General features: G+C 61.2%; 15 protein-coding genes. 10 read left to right on the top strand and 5 right to left on the bottom strand.

What is annotated here, in order from left to right:
* Window positions 1-37: 37 nt before the first annotated feature.
* On the bottom strand, window positions 38-775 hold the full coding sequence (locus tag FQ192_RS30380) for a hypothetical protein (protein WP_149661837.1): 738 nt from the start codon (window positions 773-775) through the stop codon (window positions 38-40).
* A gap of 236 nt (window positions 776-1,011) precedes the next feature.
* On the opposite strand from FQ192_RS30380, the gene FQ192_RS30375 reads away from it, so the two are divergent.
* The 3 genes from FQ192_RS30375 to FQ192_RS30365 all read left to right on the top strand — a co-directional run bounded on the left by FQ192_RS30375 (window position 1,012) and on the right by FQ192_RS30365 (window position 3,671).
* Window positions 1,012-2,160: an aldose epimerase family protein gene (locus FQ192_RS30375; RefSeq protein ID WP_149661836.1), complete on the top strand. Its 1,149-nt coding sequence runs from the start codon at window positions 1,012-1,014 to the stop codon at window positions 2,158-2,160.
* A 189-nt stretch (window positions 2,161-2,349) separates the two neighbouring features.
* On the top strand, window positions 2,350-3,171 hold the full coding sequence (locus FQ192_RS30370; protein ID WP_149661835.1) for an aldo/keto reductase: 822 nt from the start codon (window positions 2,350-2,352) through the stop codon (window positions 3,169-3,171).
* Between the two features lie 29 nt (window positions 3,172-3,200).
* Entirely contained in the window at window positions 3,201-3,671 is a 471-nt protein-coding gene (locus FQ192_RS30365) for a DUF1810 domain-containing protein (protein WP_149661834.1), read from the top strand.
* Here FQ192_RS30365 and FQ192_RS30360 read toward each other — a convergent pair.
* Complete coding sequence (locus FQ192_RS30360; RefSeq protein ID WP_178129286.1) at window positions 3,636-5,996, bottom strand: DNA polymerase II; 2,361 nt, start codon at window positions 5,994-5,996, stop codon at window positions 3,636-3,638. The two genes, FQ192_RS30365 and FQ192_RS30360, sit on opposite strands and share 36 nt — an antisense overlap.
* Window positions 5,997-6,214: 218 nt before the next feature.
* Between FQ192_RS30360 and FQ192_RS30355 the strand changes: the two genes are divergently transcribed.
* Window positions 6,215-6,655, top strand: a complete 441-nt coding sequence (locus tag FQ192_RS30355) for a CBS domain-containing protein (protein ID WP_149661832.1) — start codon at window positions 6,215-6,217, stop codon at window positions 6,653-6,655.
* Between the two features lie 188 nt (window positions 6,656-6,843).
* Here FQ192_RS30355 and FQ192_RS30350 read toward each other — a convergent pair whose 3' ends face one another.
* A complete protein-coding gene (locus FQ192_RS30350; RefSeq protein WP_149661831.1) occupies window positions 6,844-7,467 on the bottom strand; it encodes a glutathione S-transferase N-terminal domain-containing protein in 624 nt (207 codons plus the stop codon).
* Window positions 7,468-7,614: 147 nt separating this feature from the next.
* Between FQ192_RS30350 and FQ192_RS30345 the strand changes: the two genes are divergently transcribed.
* The 3 genes from FQ192_RS30345 (at window position 7,615) to FQ192_RS30330 (ending at window position 9,813) form a co-directional block, all read left to right on the top strand.
* Window positions 7,615-8,409 carry a DUF4349 domain-containing protein gene (locus tag FQ192_RS30345; RefSeq protein ID WP_149661830.1) on the top strand — a complete coding sequence of 265 codons (795 nt, stop codon included), beginning with the start codon at window positions 7,615-7,617 and terminating at the stop codon, window positions 8,407-8,409.
* 14 nt (window positions 8,410-8,423) lie between these two features.
* Window positions 8,424-9,023: a GNAT family N-acetyltransferase gene (locus tag FQ192_RS30340; RefSeq protein ID WP_149661829.1), complete on the top strand. Its 600-nt coding sequence runs from the start codon at window positions 8,424-8,426 to the stop codon at window positions 9,021-9,023.
* Window positions 9,024-9,417: 394 nt separating this feature from the next.
* Entirely contained in the window at window positions 9,418-9,813 is a 396-nt protein-coding gene (locus tag FQ192_RS30330; RefSeq protein WP_149661828.1) for a hypothetical protein, read from the top strand.
* 78 nt (window positions 9,814-9,891) lie between these two features.
* Here FQ192_RS30330 and FQ192_RS30325 read toward each other — a convergent pair whose 3' ends face one another.
* Window positions 9,892-10,983 (bottom strand): DUF1615 domain-containing protein, encoded by a 1,092-nt coding sequence (locus FQ192_RS30325; protein WP_149661827.1) that lies wholly within the window; start codon window positions 10,981-10,983, stop codon window positions 9,892-9,894.
* Between the two features lie 234 nt (window positions 10,984-11,217).
* On the opposite strand from FQ192_RS30325, the gene FQ192_RS30320 reads away from it, so the two are divergent.
* Together FQ192_RS30320 and FQ192_RS30315 are read left to right on the top strand one after the other, a co-directional pair.
* Window positions 11,218-13,416 (top strand): TonB-dependent siderophore receptor, encoded by a 2,199-nt coding sequence (locus tag FQ192_RS30320; protein WP_149661826.1) that lies wholly within the window; start codon window positions 11,218-11,220, stop codon window positions 13,414-13,416.
* Window positions 13,417-13,514: 98 nt separating this feature from the next.
* Window positions 13,515-15,038 carry an FAD-dependent oxidoreductase gene (locus tag FQ192_RS30315; protein ID WP_149661825.1) on the top strand — a complete coding sequence of 508 codons (1,524 nt, stop codon included), beginning with the start codon at window positions 13,515-13,517 and terminating at the stop codon, window positions 15,036-15,038.
* Window positions 15,039-15,135: 97 nt separating this feature from the next.
* On the opposite strand, the gene hemB is transcribed toward FQ192_RS30315, so the two are convergent.
* Window positions 15,136-16,110, bottom strand: coding sequence for a porphobilinogen synthase (hemB, locus tag FQ192_RS30310; protein ID WP_133840596.1), 975 nt, complete (start codon window positions 16,108-16,110; stop codon window positions 15,136-15,138).
* Between hemB and FQ192_RS34210 the strand changes: the two genes are divergently transcribed.
* Window positions 16,109-16,341 (top strand): hypothetical protein (locus FQ192_RS34210; RefSeq protein WP_218585808.1); only part of this gene is annotated, 233 nt, incomplete at its 3' end. The two genes, hemB and FQ192_RS34210, sit on opposite strands and share 2 nt — an antisense overlap.

Here is a 16,341-nt window from a genome sequence, read left to right as displayed (position 1 = left end):
TCTTCGCGGGCAAGCCTCGCTCCTACAAGGGCAATGGTTATTGGACGGGGAGGAAATTGAGGAACAGCAGGCTCTGCGCGTAATTCAAGCCAATCCGCCGATACCGCTCATCCAGCATCTGCGTCAGCAAATCCAGCCTCGCCACGATCTTGCCAAACTCCACGGCGAAACTCAGGTTGCTGCCCTCCTCCGAAATCTCGTTGGAGAACAGCAACGGCTCGCCGTTCTTGTTCTGCCGCTGACTGAGGATCCAGGTGGCTTTCTCAATGTTGCGCGCGGCGTTGCTGACGAAGACCGGGTTGATCGCATCGGTCATGTAGAACTCCAGCCGATTGCCGTGGGCGGTGACCAGCATGCTGCCGATGGCATAGATGAAGGCGCCGACCCGATCCCCGAGAAACTCCGGACTCATGGCATAGCTCAGCGCCGCCAGGTCTTTCTTGCCGCCGAGGGTCGGCAACGGTTGTTGCAGTTCGATGGCCTCGCGCACTTGTTTCTCGGCGGCGCGGGCATCGAGGAAGCCGGATTTTTTCAGCTCCTGGGGGTTGCGCAGGTACAGCTTGCTCATCAGCAAGTACAGGCTGTCGAGGTTGTCGTGCATCGACAACGTGGCCATGCGATCGACACTGGTCTGGAGGAATTCCTGGGGTTTGCCTTCGCGGAACTGGCTGACGATGTCGCTGCCCTGCTGCTGGCTGCAACCACTGGTGAACAGCAACGTCAGGCACGCCAGCAGGCGAATTCGGGTTTGAAACGGGGTGGACACTCGAGCCATGGATTCTTGGGCTGACACATTCCTGTGCGGCGGGAGTCGCCGCAGCCTGGCCATGGATAGAGCCGGTTAATCGGAAAAAGTGCAGTGCTCGCGATGCCGGACCGATCACTGGCGTCGACCGCCCTCTTATTTAGTCCGACTTTATTCTGGAATAAATCGACCTATAGGCTATAAATCTTCATTCAGTCGATATTTAGTATGACTACTGATCAAAACAACAAAAAGGAAGATCAACCATGCTTCAATCCCGCTACCTGCTCTCCGGCCTCGGACTGTCCCTGATGATCGCCACCCTTCCCGCCCACGCCGCTGGCCTGTCCAGCGAACACAAAGCCTTCGGCAAGACCAATGACGGCACGCCCGTCGAGCAATACATCCTGCGCAACAGCCATGGCCTGCAAGCCACGGTCATTACCTACGGCGCCACGTTGCAGTCGCTGAAAGTGCCGGACAAAAACGGCAAGGCTGAAGACATCGTCCTCGGCTTCGATGACGTCCAGGGTTACCAGGCCGGCACTGCGTACTTCGGCGCGACCATCGGCCGCTACGGCAATCGCCTGGCCGGTGGCGCATTCAAACTGGATGGCAAAAGCTACCAGGTGCCAAAAAACGACGGCCCCAACTCTCTGCACGGCGGCACCCAGGGGTTCGACAAGCACGTGTGGAAAGCGCAGCCGAGCAAAGGCAAGGACTCGGTGGGCGTGACCCTGACGTACCTGTCGAAGGACGGTGAAATGGGCTTCCCCGGCAATATGAAAACCGAGGTGACCTACAGCCTCACCGAGAACAATGAACTGCGCATCGAGTACAAGGCCAGCACCGACAAACCCACGGTGCTGAACCTGACCAACCACAGCTATTTCAACCTGGCCGGCGCCGGCAATGGCGATGTGCTGCAACAGCTCGCCACGTTGCACGCCAGTCATTACACGCCAATCGATGGCACGTTGATCCCCACCGGCGAACTGGCACCGGTGGCCGGCACGCCGATGGACTTCACCCACCCCACCGCCATCGGCAAAAACATCAAGGCCGATCACCCACAACTGAAATTCGCCGAGCCGAAACAGGGTGGTTTCGACTTCAACTGGGCACTGGATGCCAAGGGTGACGTGAGCCAACTGGCCGCCGATGTCAGCGATCCACAGTCCGGCCGGCGCTTGCAGCTCTACACCAGCGAGCCGGGGGTGCAGTTCTATACCAGCAACTTCCTCGACGGCACGGTCAAGGGCAAGGCTGGCAAGGTTTACTCCCATTGGGGCGCGTTCACCCTGGAAACCCAGCACTATCCGGACTCGCCGAACCAGGCGAATTTCCCGAGCACGCGACTGGATCCGGGCAAGACGTACACCCAACACACCGTGTTCAAGTTCTCCGCGCAATAATCCCGACCCACACCCTCCCCGGTAGGAGCAAAGCTTGCTCGCGATTTCGGTCTGACATTCAACGTTGATGTTGAATGACACGGCCTCATCGCGAGCAAGCTTTGCTCCTACCGGTTTTGGCTTAGGGAACCCATGGGCGATTCTGCTGCCCACTGAAGTAACGATCGCGTTTAACAAAGGAGGTTTTTCATGCGAACCCTTGAACTGGCCGGCGTGCAGGTACCGATCATCGGCCAGGGCACCTGGCGCATGGGCGAGGATCGCTCGGCGCACCGCAATGAAGTCGCGGCCCTGCGCCAGGGCATCGAGCTGGGCATGAGCCTGATCGACACCGCCGAAATGTACGCCGAGGGCGGTGCCGAAGAGGTGGTGGGTGAAGCCATCGCCGGCCTGCGTGACCAGGTCTTCCTGGTGAGCAAGGTCTACCCGCACAACGCCAGCCGCAAAGGCATTCCCCAGGCCTGCGAGCGCAGCCTGCGGCGCTTGAACACCGATTACATCGATTTGTACCTGCTGCACTGGCGCGGCCAATATCCCCTGGAAGAAACCGTCGAAGCCTTCGAACGCCTGCGCGAAGAAGGCAAGATCGGGCGCTGGGGCGTGTCCAATTTCGACGTCGACGACTTGCAGGAACTTGCCGCACCGGCCTGCGCCACCAATCAGGTGTTGTACAACCTGGAGGAGCGCGGCATCGAATTCGACCTGCTGCCCTGGAGCCAGCAACAGTCATTGCCACTCATGGCCTACTGTCCCATCGGCCAGGGTGGGCATATGCTGGTGAACTCGACGCTCAAGCAGGTGGCCGCCCGTCACGGCGTGACACCGGCCCAGGTTGCATTGGCATGGATACTGCGTCAGAACACGGTTATTGCCATTCCCAAAGCGGTCCGACCCGAGCACGTGACGCTCAATGCGCAAGCCGCGCAGTTGAAGCTGGAAGCGACGGATCTGGAGGCGCTGGACCAAGCGTTTCGCGCGCCACAACGTAAGCAGCGATTGGCCATGGTCTGAGCCATCGCGCCCTGTCAGAGGGCTTCGGAATGAGAAGTACCGATCAGCTCGACTCGTTCAACCTGCCGCGCTTTGTCCAGGCACAGGATCCGGTGTTCGAGTGGGTCCAGGAGGAACTGCGCGACGGCAAGAAGCGTCGGCACTGGATGTGGTTCATTTTTCCGCAGATTGGCGGGCTCGGTGGCAGCGAGATGTCGCGCTACTTCGCCATTCGTTCCGCCGAAGAAGCGGCGGCCTACCTGAATCACCCATTATTGGGTCAACGCCTGCGCAACTGTACTCAGCTAGTGCTGAACCTGGAAAACCGTTCGATCGCCGAGATTTTCGGCCACCCCGATGACCTCAAGTTTCATTCCTCCATGACCCTGTTTGCCCACGTCGCCCCCGACGGCAGCCTGTTCCATCAGGCGCTGGAGCAGTATTTCCACGGCATACAGGATGACTGGACGCTGTCGCTGCTGGACTTAAAACAGGCCAAGCTGCCCACCAATCAGGGTTGAAAAGTCGTCATCGACAAACGGCAGGATCGCATCGGCCACCGGTTGCAATTGCCGGGTGACGTAGTGGTCGTAGTCGATGGGAGCGCTGCGGATCTCCAGCGGCTCGGGCCCGGCGACGGTGATCACGTAGCTGATCCAGCCGCCATTCTGGTATTGCCGGGGGCGCCCCTGCTCATCGTTGTAGGCATCGGCCATCCGCGCCGCCCGCACATGGGGCGGCACGTTGCGCTCATAGTCGTCGAGGGTGCGGCGCAGGCGCTTGCGGTAGATCAGGCGTTCATCAAACTCCCCGGCCAGCGTCTTGCGCACGTAGTCGCGCACATAATCCTGATAGGGCTGGCGATGGAAGATCCGCGAATACAACTCCTGCTGGAATTGCCGGGCCAGCAGCGACCAGTCGGTGCGCACGGTTTCCAGGCCTTTGTAGATCATTTCGTCCGTGCCGTCGGCACGGGTGACCAGCCCGGCATAGCGCTTCTTGCTGCCCTCCTCGGCCCCACGAATGGTCGGCATCAGGAAGCGCGTGTAATGGGTTTCGAACTGCAATTCCAGGGCGCTTTCCAGCCCATATTCCTGCTGCACATGTTCGCGCCACCACTGGTTGACGTGGTCCACCAGGGCGCGGCCGATCTGCGCCGCCTCTTGCTGACCGTGGGCGCGGCGCAACCAGACGAACGTCGAGTCGGTGTCGCCGTAAATCACCGCGTGGCCTTGGGCTTCGATCAACTGCCGGGTGCGCAACATGATTTCGTGGCCGCGCAAGGTGATGGACGAGGCCAGGCGCGTATCGAAGAAGCGGCAGCCGCTGGAACCGAGCACGCCGTAGAAGGCGTTCATGATGATTTTCAGGGCCTGGGACAGCGGCGCGTTGTGTTCACGCTTGGCGGTTTCGCGACCTTCGGCGACCCGGGCGACGATGGCCGGCAGGCAATGTCGTGTTCTTGAAAATCGAGCACCACGAAAGCCCGGCACTGATTCGCTGTCATCCGGATGTTTGAGGCCTTCGATCAAGCCCACCGGGTCAATGAGGAAGGTGCGGATGATCGACGGATAAAGGCTTTTGTAATCGAGCACCAGCACCGACTCGTACAGCCCCGGTTGCGAGTCCATCACGAAGCCGCCGGGGCTGGCCTCGGGTGGCTTGCCGCCAAGGTTCGGCGCGACGAAGCCCTGGCGGTGCATCAATGGCATATACAAATGGGTAAACGCCGCCACCGAGCCGCCGCTGCGATCCGCCGGCAACCCGGTGACGCTGGCCCGCTCCAGCAGGAAGGTGAGCAACTCGGTCTTGGCGAAAATCCGCGTGACCAGTTCGCAATCCTTGAGGTTGTAGGTGGCGAGCGCCGGTTTGTCCTCGGCGAACATGCGGTTGATTTCGTCCATGCGCTGGTACGGCGTGCTGATCGCCTTGCCTTCGCCGAGCAGGGTTTGCGCGACGTTTTCCAGGCTGAACGAGGGGAAACTCCAGGTCGCCGAACGCAGGGATTCGATGCCGTCGATGATCAAGCGCCCGGCCGCCGCCGCGAAGTAATGGTTGCGGCTGCCGTGTTCGCGCCACTGCATTTCTTCGCCGCCACGCCCCAGTTTTAACGGCACCGCCAGGCGCCGAGCGTGTTCGTGCAGCACCCGCAAGTCGAACTGCACGACGTTCCAGCCGATGATCGCGTCAGGGTCGTGGCGGGCGAACCACTCGTTGAGTTTTTTCAGCAACAGGGTTCGGGAGTCGCAGTATTCGAGCTGGAAATCCACGGCGCTGGCGTCACCGTTGGGCGGGCCGAGCATGTACACCTGACGCTCGCCGCAGCCTTCCAGGGCGATGGAATAGAGATCGCCCTGGGCGGTGGTTTCGATGTCGAGGGAGACGAGACGCAGATTCGGGCGATAACCGGGGGCCGGCTTCATCTGCGCGTCGAGCAGCAGGCCGTCGGCGCCGGGCGTGCCACCGAACTGCACGGGCGCGGTGATGAAGCGCTCCATCATGTAGCGTTCCGGCGGGCGCACGTCGCCTTCGAACATCTCGACGCCAGCCTTGCGCAGCGCGGTTTCCAGGCGCATCAACTGACCGTGTTGCTGACAGTAGAGGCCGAGCACCGGGCGATGTTCGAAATCCAGCAGCGCCAGAGGCCGTAGCTCGACGTTCTTTTCCCCGCGCAGCACGCTTTCGGCTCGCTCGCGCTGCTCGGCCGGGATAAAGGCTACCGACGGTTGATAAGGCAGGCGGATGCGCCGGGGGCCGGCATCGGTCGCCAGCCAGAACTCGACTTCCGTGCCGGCCGGGGTGTCGCGCCAATGCCGGGTCAGGACGAAGCCCTGCTGTAAATCCACCACTGCAACCTCGAAACTGATTCAGAGGGGGATTCTACGCGTGATTGACCACCGATAGCCCCCTCGCCACCCGTCCGTTTTCGTGCGGTGACACGAGGATTAGCGAATAAAAACCAGCAAATGGCGCTTTTTGCGTGTTATCTGCCGCTTTCTGCCTTGCCCTGCGCGCCTGCGTCTACGATTCTTCAAGAACAACGACAACACCTAGAGAAGCTGCCATGAAAACCGTCGCCCAACTGCTCAAGTTAAAGGCCCAGCAAAATCAGGAAGTTCACACCATTGAGCCGCATCAAATGGTGCTCGAAGCGCTGATGGTCATGGCTGCGAAGAACGTCGGCGCGTTACCGGTGCTGAGGGATGGCGAGGTCGTCGGCATCATCAGCGAACGTGACTATGCGCGCAAACTGGTGCTCAAGGGCCGCTCCTCGGTCGGCACGCCGGTCGAAGACATCATGGTCTCGCCGGTGATCACTGTGGACACCCATCAAAGCGTCGAAACCTGCATGGGTATCATGTCCGACAAACGCCTGCGGCACTTGCCGGTGGTGGAAAACGGCAAGTTGATCGGTTTGCTGTCGATCGGCGACCTGGTCAAGGAAGCGATTGCCGAACAGGCGGAATTGATCAAGCAGTTGGAGCAATACATTCGCGGGGAATGAGGTTCCCCCTGTAGGAGCGAAGCTTGCTCGCGAAAGCGGTGTGTCAGTTGGCATTGATTGGGCTGACACGCCGCTTTCGCGAGCAAGCTTTGCTCCTACACGGGATCGCGGTGGGTCGGTTGGCATTGATTGGGCTGGCACGCCGCTTTCGCGAGCAAGCTTTGCTCCTACGGGAGGTCGCTGTAAGTTCAGGCGGGCCAATGCCGGGCGAAGACGGGCGCTAAGGTGGGATGCCGGTCGATGCGCGTCAGCCAGGCAAAAAACCCGGGGCGGGTACTGCGTAAATGTTCCCGAGTCCCGGCCCAGCGTGTCACCACTGCCGCCAGCACATCCAGCGCGCCGGGCGTCTCATCGTTCAGGTACAGCTCACCGGAAAACTGATCGGCAAACACCTCCCAGCTCCAGTGCAGCCGCGCGCGGGCGCCGGCCATGAGGTTTTCCCTCGACGACTCGTCGGCCTCCGCCAACCAGCGCTCGGGGTAGTCGATGATGCCGATGGCCGCATAACAATTGCTGACGATGTAGACCAGGCCGCGAATCGCCTGATCCCGTTCTGCCGGGTCATCCGGCAACAGGCCCGACGAGGGAAACGTCAGCCCCAGGTGAATCAGGATCGCCGCGCTCTCGGTGAGAATGCTGCCATCGGGCAGTTCCAGAGTCGGAATCTGCTTGAGCGGGTTGAGTTTTTCCAGCGCGTGAGTCGCCTCGGCAGCGCCGGCCACGTTGATGAAGCGATAAGGAATCGCACAGAGTTCGAGGGCCGCTTCGATCGCCGCCGCGCCAGAATTCTGATGTCCGTAAAGCTGATACATGTCGCGCCCTCCCGGCGAACAAACAGTCACTCGGTAGACGACCGGCCACGGGAGCATGTTCCCTGCCATTTGGCCGATTGAAGCAGGTAAGATGCGCACCCCGGGGCGCACTGTCGACGTCCCGCTGCACACTTCAAAGGAAAGAACATGCGCCAACCGGATGGCAAACCTGCCTCAATGCCTCGCGTCTATTGGTTTGTACTGGCCTGCCTGGCCCTGAGCGGCTGCTCGCCAAGCGACCGATCGTCATCGGCCAGTCTAGCCGGTGAACAGGGACGCGTCGGCGCGATGCTCGCCTACGAGCATGATGTGCAGTTGATGCTGCCACAAGCGCAAATCGTCCCACGCCTGCAAGCCACCCGCGAGGCCTGTGAAACCGCACGCTTCGGCGCCTGTAACGTGTTGCGCATCGAACAAGGTGCCGGCCGCGCCGAGATCACCTTGCGCATCGCCCCCGCCGGCGTCGAGCCGTTGGTCGCCATGGCCGCCGAGGGCGGCGAAATGGGCCAGCGCGTCACCAGTGCCGAAGACCTGGCCGATGCCGTGAACGACACCCGCCGCCGTCAGGAACGGCTCAAGGCCCAGCAACAACGCCTGGACGATCTGGCCAGCCGCCGGGACATCAGCGTCACCGACCTGATCGCCCTGAGCAAGGAACAGGCCGGCATCGAAAACGACCTGCAAGCCCTGGCCCAGGTCGCCGCCGGGCATCAGCGCCGACTCGACACCAACCGGGTGACGCTATCGTTCCAGCCGACCGGCGCCAGCAGCCGCTCGTCGCACTTGAGCGAGGCGTTCAGCAACGTGCTGGACAACCTGGCCGATGGCGCCGTCGATGCGCTGGAGAAAGGCAGTTATGCGTTGCCGTTCCTGATCCTCGCCTTCCCGCTGGTGATGCTGTGGGTGTGGCTGTGGCGCAAATTTGTGCGTCGTCGCGTGTGAGCCGGGAGTCGAAAATGTCCGAATTATCAACTCCAACCTGTTCGGTGGCCGGTCTCGGCGTGCGCAAACTGACCCTGGAAGATGCCCCGCTGGTGCACGCATTTTTCGAGGCCAACCCAGACTACTTTATGCTCGTGGAAGGTGGGCCGGCCGACCTCGAACAGGCGCAAGAGGAATTGCTCGGCGAGCTGCCGCCAGGCTGGAACTACAGCGAAAACTGGATGCTGGGCTATCAACCCGCCGATGCGCCGTTGGTGGCAGTGCTGCAATTCGTAACGGACTTGGTGGCGCCGAAGTTGTGGCACATCGGCAGGTTACTTGTGGCCACAGATCTGCACGACTCCGGCATCGCGCAGGCGCTCTATCACGACTTTGAAACCTGGGCCCGCTCACAGGGCGCCGACTGGTTGCGCGTGTGTGAAGTGCATAACAACCCCCGAGACGGGCACTTTTGGCGTGAACAGGGTTTCAAGCACGTTCGAACGAACGAAGGCGTACAGGTGGGCTGGCTGATCCATACCGCGGACATTCTGTTCAAACCGTTGAATGGCGGCACGCTGGAACAGTATTTGGCGTTGATCGAACAGAATCATCCCCAACAAAGCGATTTCTAACGCCAGCCCTGAAATCCTGCGGTGAGTGAGCACCTGTGGCGAGGGGGCTTGCCCCCGTTCGGCTGCGAAGCAGTCGTAAATTCAGACACCACGGACTGACAGGCAGACCGCGTGTATAGGTTTTGGGGGCCGCTTCGCAGCCCAACGGGGGCAAGCCCCCTCGCCACAGGGGACCGCGTCGCTCAACCAAGCAATGCAACCCACTCCATCGTCGTGACAATCGAATGCGCCTACGTCGGCCCGTTAATGTCGTGGGCGGCGTGCATTGCTTCGGCGCTCTTGCCAACCATCATTGCTGTCGATGTTCACCATCACATCAATGAAGTTCTCATAAAAAATCCCCGGCGTAACATCCGCTCCATACCAACCAATAAACACCCCGGAGCACACCCTCATGAAACGCCAAATCCTTCTCAGCATCGCTTTCTCGGTTTTTGCAGTTAACGCTTTTGCCGCTTCCCACACCATGATCGCCGAAGGCGGTTCGGATCGTCTGATTGAAAGCCGAGTGGCTGAGGGTGGTTCGGATCGTCTGCAACAGAATCGTGTTGCCGAAGGTGGCTCCGATCGTCTGCAACAGAATCGTGTTGCCGAGGGTGGTTCGGATCGTCTGCAACAGAACCGTGTTGCCGAAGGTGGTTCCGATCGTTTGCAACAGAACCGCGTCGCTGAAGGTGGTTCCGATCGTCTGCAGCAGAACCGCGTCGCTGAAGGTGGTTCGGATCGTCTGCAACAGAACCGCGTCGCTGAAGGTGGTTCCGATCGTCTGATCCAGAATCGCGTTGCCTGAATGAATGGCTTTACCGCGGTACTCAACGAAAAACCCGGCCTCATCCGCCGGGTTTTTTATGCCTGCGATCTTTTGATCTTATTTCCCCTTCGCCATACACCGCTGATACCGCTCATCAACCCGCTTGGCAAACCACGCCGTCGTGAGTTTGCGCGTGATCTTCGGGCTCTCCAGCACAATCCCCGGCAACACCGCACGCGGCAACGTCCGGCCTTCAGCCTTGTCAGCCAGGGCGAAGACCTCCTGATATAGCCGTGTCTCCTCGAACTCCAGGCTTTTGCCTTTCTCCAACTGATCGCGAATAGTCGGGTTGCGCATGCCCAGTCGCTTGCCGAGGGTGCGCACCGCCAGTTCCGTGGTGCCGGGCATGATCGAGTCGTAGCGGATCAAGTCACCGTCCAGCGCCAGCGGGATGCCCGACGCGCGGCTCACTGCGTTCTGAAACGCGGCATTGCGGCTGGCGTACCACCCGGCATTGAAATCGGCAAAGCGGTACAGCGGCTGGGTGTAGCTCACCGGATAACCGAGCAAATGGGCGATGCCGAAGTACATCCCGCCACGCCGACTGAACACTTCATGTCGAATCGTGCCCGGCACCGGGTAGGGATAATTGCGCGCCTGTTGCTCGGCAAATTCGACGCTGACCTGCATCGGCCCGGCGGTATGCACCGGATTGAAACCGCCGAACAGGGTGCGGCCCATGGGCACCATGCTGATGAAATCGTCGAAGATCGCGCTGAGTTCTTTTTCGCTGCGGGCGGCGTTGAGGCGCTCGCTGTAACTCTTGCCGTTGGACGAACGGACTTGCAAGGCACCGCTGACCAACAGGCTGGGGATATGCACCTTGGCGGCGCGGCGGTCGATCTCGTCCCGGGCGATCTTGCCCAGGCCCGGCACCGGCGGGTCGACCTGAAAGGTCGATTCCTGCTCGGTCACAGCCAGCACCGCACACAGGTTTTGCGTGGTCGGTGAAATGTCCTGGGCGGCAAACGCGGCGTAAATGTCCGTGGCCCAGCCCTCACGGTCGACGGTCTTGGCCGGCAACAAACGCACGATCTGCGCCTTGACCTCGGCAGGCTTGCGCGGCGGGGCTTCCTGGGTTTGCCGGGTGCCGCAACCGGCCAGGACCAGCAAGGCAGCGAGGCTGATGATCAATCGGTGGGCGTGCATGTTGCTCCATGGAATTCGTTTAAGCCGGATCACCATACGATCAATGGTGGGGCGCAGGCTATGACTCTCAGCCTTTTACGCCGTTCCCTGTGAGCGATTTCGCCACAAATGACAAACTCATTGCGAAACGTTACTGAGAAAACATATCATTTGCGCCTGGAGTCGCATTTGCGCAAGGAGTTCCCCGCGCCGTTATCTCTTTTTCTCATCGGCGGCGCGCCGTCAGGACCCAACATGCTCACTCCTCCCTTTCGCCCAGCCCTTCTTGCCTTGTTTTGTTCCCTGTCCGTCACCGCCCATGCCGCCACCTCCGAAAATGACGGCAAGGCACTGGTGCTGGACGACGTGAACGTCAACGCCCAGGCCCCGACCGCGACGAGCACCCTGCCCCCGGTGTTTGCCGGCGGTCAGGTGGCACGCGGCGGTCAATTGGGTGTGCTGGGCAACCAGGACATGATGGACGTGCCGTTCACCATGGCGGCCTACACCGAACAACTGATCCAGGACCAGCAGGCCGAAGACGTCGCCGACGTGTTGCTCAACGATTCCTCGGTGCGCCAGGCCTCCGGTTTTTCCAACCAGGCGCAGATTTTCATGATTCGCGGCCTGCCCCTGACCGGCGATGATATTTCCTATAACGGCCTGTACGGCGTGTTGCCGCGGCAGATCATTTCCACCGACGCCCTGGAGCGCGTGGAAGTGTTCAAAGGCCCGAACGCCTTCATCAACGGCGTGACGCCGACCGGTTCCGGCATCGGCGGCGGCGTCAACCTGCAACCCAAGCGGGCCGGTGACGTACCCACCCGCCGCTTCACCACCGACATCAACGATGAAGGCCGCGTCGGTCAGCATCTGGACCTCGGCCAGCGCTTCGGTGAAGACAACCGTTTCGGTGCCCGGGTCAACCTGGCCCAGCGTGAAGGCGACACCGGCATCGACCACGAAAACCAGCGTTCGAAACTGTTCTCCATCGGCCTCGATTATCGCGGTGACGCCCTGCGTATTTCCGGGGATTTCGCCTACCAGAAAGAACGCGTCAATGGTGGCCGCAACAGCGTGAACCTTGGCACGGCCACGCACATTCCGGATGCGCCATCGGCCGACACCAACTACGCGCCGAAGTGGGGCTTCACCGACATCGAAGACACCTTCGGCATGTTGCGCGCCGAGTACGACCTGAACGACAACTGGACGGCCTACGCTGCGGGCGGCGCCAAGCACACCCGTGAAGTCGGGCGCTATAACTCGACCACGCTGGTGGGCAACAACGGTGCATCCACCACCACCGGCTCGTTCATCCCCCACGATGAAGACAACACCAGCGTCATGGCCGGCCTCAACGGCCGATTCACCACCGGCCCGGTCACGCACAAGCTCAATTTCGGCCTGGCCGGGATCTGGACCGAACAGCGCAGCGCCTACGATTTCGACCTGACCAAATACGCCAACAACATCTACCACCCGGTGCAAACCCCATCGCCGGTCGGCAACTTCTCTGGCGGCGATCTGAGTGACCCGGGCATCGTCGGCAAGACCTTCAACCGCAGCGCGGCGGTGTCTGACACCCTCGGTTTCTTCGATGACCGACTGCTGCTGACCGTCGGCCTGCGTCGTCAGCAATTGGTGGTGCAAGGCTACGGTTACGCGCCTTACGGTTCCGGCAGCCGCACCTCCGCCTATGACGAAGCGATCACCACGCCGGTCTACGGCCTCGTCTTCAAGCCGTGGGAGCATGTGTCGTTCTACGCCAACCGCATCGAAGGCCTGGCGAAAGGCCCGATCTCGCCGCTCACCTCCGGCAGCCGCGTCGTCACCAATGGCAACGAGGCGTTCGCCCCGGCCCGTTCCAAGCAAATCGAAGCCGGCGTCAAGGTCGACATGGGCACCTACGGCGCCAGTCTGGGCGTGTATCGCATCGAACAACCGAGCGATGGATACTCGGTGATCACCAGCGCGACCACGGCGGAGTTTGTGCGCCAGGGTGAGCAGATCAACAAAGGCGTCGAACTCAACGTCTTCGGCGAGCCGATCGATGGCCTGCGCCTGATCAGCGGCCTGACCCTGATGGACACCGAACTGAAGAACACCCAGAACGGCGCCAACGACGGCAACCGTGCCATCGGCGTACCGACCTTCCAGTTCAACGCCGGTGTGGATTGGGACGTGCCGGGCCTGCAAGGCGTCGCGCTGAATGCGCGGATGTTGCGCACCGGCGGCCAATACGCCGACGCGGCGAACAACCTCAGCCTGCCGACCTGGAACCGCTTCGACGCCGGCGCCCGCTATGGTTTCAAAGTCGACCAGAAAGACATCACCCTGCGTCTGAACATCGAAAACCTGGCCAACGAAAAGTACTGGGAATCGGCTCAGGCCGGCTACCTGACCCAAGGCGAGCCCCGGGTGGCGAAGTTGTCCGGCACCATTGACTTCTAAGCCCCTCGTTCATCGAAAAGGCCCCGCAGTTTCACGGCTGCGGGGCCTTTTCGTTTTCCTGCGCCATACTCATTTCACACCTCATGGAGAACAGGCCCATGAACCGTAGCGACGTGTTGATCATCGGCGCCGGCCCGACCGGCCTGGTGCTGGCGCTGTGGCTGAGCAAACTCGGCATCCACGTGCGCATCATCGACAAGACCCTGGCCCCGGGCACCACCTCGCGGGCGCTGGCTGTGCAGGCGCGAACCCTGGAGCTGTATCGCCAACTCGACCTCGCCGATGCCATTGTGCAAAACGGCCATCGGGTGGCGGCGGCGAATTTCTGGGTCAAGGGCGAACCCGTGGCGCACCTGCCGTTAACCCGGATCGGCGAGGGCCTGACGCCCTACGCGTTCCTCGAAATCTTTCCCCAGGACGAACACGAACAACTGCTGATCGAACGCCTCAAAACCTTCGGCGTCCGCGTGGAACGCAATACCGAACTGGAAAGTTTCACTGAAACCGGCGACGGCATCACCGCGCAGTTACGCTTGCCCGATGGCCAGCAGGAAACCTGCCAGGCCTGCTACATCGCCGGTTGCGACGGCGCGCGGTCGATTGTGCGCAAAACCCTGGACAGCGGTTTCCCCGGCGGCACCTACCAGCAGATTTTCTACGTCGCCGACGTGCAGGCCAGCGGCCCGGCGTTCAATGGCGAACTGCATGTGGACCTCGATGAAGCGGACTTCCTCGCCGTATTTCCATTGGCCAGCGAAGGTCACGCGCGGCTGATCGGCACTGTGCGTGATGAACGGGCCGAGCACGCTGAAACCCTGAAATTCGAAGACGTCAGCAGCCGGGCTATCGAGCATTTGAAAGTGCAGGTCGAACAGGTCAACTGGTTCTCGACCTACCGCGTGCATCACCGGGTGGCGGAGTTCTTTCGCAGCGGTCGTGCGTTTTTGCTCGGCGACGCGGCCCATGTCCACAGTCCGGCGGGCGGCCAGGGCATGAACACCGGGATTGGCGACGCGATCAACCTGGCCTGGAAACTGGCCGCCGTGCTGACCGGCGCCGCCACCACCAAATTGCTCGACAGCTACGAAACCGAACGCATTGCCTTCGCCCGGCGCCTGGTGTCCACCACCGACCGGGTGTTCAGCTTCGTCACCGCCGAGGGCAAAGTCGCGGATCTGCTGCGCACGCGGCTGGCGCCGTTCCTGATTCCCAAACTGGCCACGTTCGGACCGGAGTTCCTGTTTCGCACCGTCTCGCAAATCACCCTCAACTATCGCGGCATGCCCCTGAGCGAAGGTGTGACCGGGCACGTCCACGGCGGCGACCGCCTGCCCTGGGCGCATGATGGCGAAGGTGATAACTACGAACCCCTGAAAAACCTGACCTGGCAGGTGCATGTGTACGGCGACACCAGCGACGAAATGATCGCTTGGTGCATCGAACATCACTTGCCGCTGCACGTGTTCGACTGGCGGCCAGCGTTTGAGGCGGCGGGGTTGGCGCGCAACGGGTTTTATCTGTTGCGCCCGGATACCTACGTGGCGATTGCCGATAACAGCGCGGATCCGAAGGTGATCGCGCGGTATTTCCGGGATCACGGGATACGGATGTTTTTTGGCTGAAAAGCAAAAAATCGCAGCCTTCGGCAACTCCTACTGGGTGTACACCATCCCAATGTAGGCGCTGCCGAAGGCTGCGATCTTTTGATCTTTATCTTTATCAGATCCCAGCCAGGGCCAGGTCCATCGCAAAGTACGTAAAGATCAAATCCGCCCCGGCACGCTTGATCGCGCCGAGGCTTTCGCGCACGACGCGGTCTTCGTCGATGGCCCCGGCCTGAGCAGCAAACTTGATCATCGCGTACTCGCCACTGACCTGATACGCCGACAACGGCAACCGCGAAACCTCGCGGATGTCGCGGATGATGTCCAGGTACGCGCCGGCCGGTTTGACCATCAGCGCGTCGGCGCCTTCCTGTTCGTCCAGCAGCGATTCGCGCACGGCTTCGCGGCGGTTCATCGGGTTCATCTGGTAGCTTTTGCGGTCGCCTTTCAAGGCGCTGCCGCCGGCTTCGCGGAACGGGCCGTAGAGCGCCGAGGCGAATTTGGTCGAGTAGGCCATGATCGCGGTCTGGGTGAAACCGGCTGCATCCAGCGCCCGGCGAATCGCCTGGACCTGGCCGTCCATGGCCGCCGACGGGGCGATCACGTCAGCCCCGGCACGGGCGGCGGCCACGGCTTGTTTGCCGAGGTTGATCAGGGTCTGGTCGTTGTCGACTTCGTGGTTGTGCACCACGCCGCAGTGGCCGTGGTCGGTGTACTCGCAGAAGCAGGTGTCGGACATCACGATCATCTCCGGCACCGCGTCCTTGGCGATCCGCGACATGCGCGAAACCAGGCCGTTGTCGTTCCAGGTGTCGCTGCCGCTGCTGTCCAGGTGATGGGACACGCCGAAGGTCATCACTGACTTGATCCCGGCACGGGCATAACGCTCGATCTCGCCGGCCAGTTTCGACTCGGGAATGCGCATCACGCCGGGCATGCTCTTGATCGGTACGAAGTCGTCGATTTCTTCTTCGACGAAAATCGGCAGCACCAGGTCGTTCAGGCTGAACTCGGTTTCCTGGAACAGGCTGCGCAGGCTCGCATTACGGCGCAAACGGCGTGGACGTGCTTCGGGGAACTGGCTGGACATGGATTTTCCTGAGACAAAAGTCGTAGGGGGCGAAGCTTATGCCCTGTGCGGCGCAGGATACAAACATCAGGTGAGGAACAAACCTTTACCGGGTTGGCAACAATGCCTCTTGTGCTGGTCACAAAATCAGGGACACCACCAAACAAATGTGGAAGCGGGCTTTTGTGGCGAGGGAGCTTGCTCCCGCTCGGCTGCGAAGCAGTCGCAAAGCTTTTGGGGTCGCTTCGCAAC

The sequence above is a fragment of the Pseudomonas sp. ANT_J12 genome (genome assembly GCF_008370045.1).
GTDB lineage: Bacteria > Pseudomonadota > Gammaproteobacteria > Pseudomonadales > Pseudomonadaceae > Aquipseudomonas.
The sequence above is the reverse complement of the archived record's forward strand: the minus strand, read 5'-3'. Positions and strand labels throughout refer to the sequence as shown.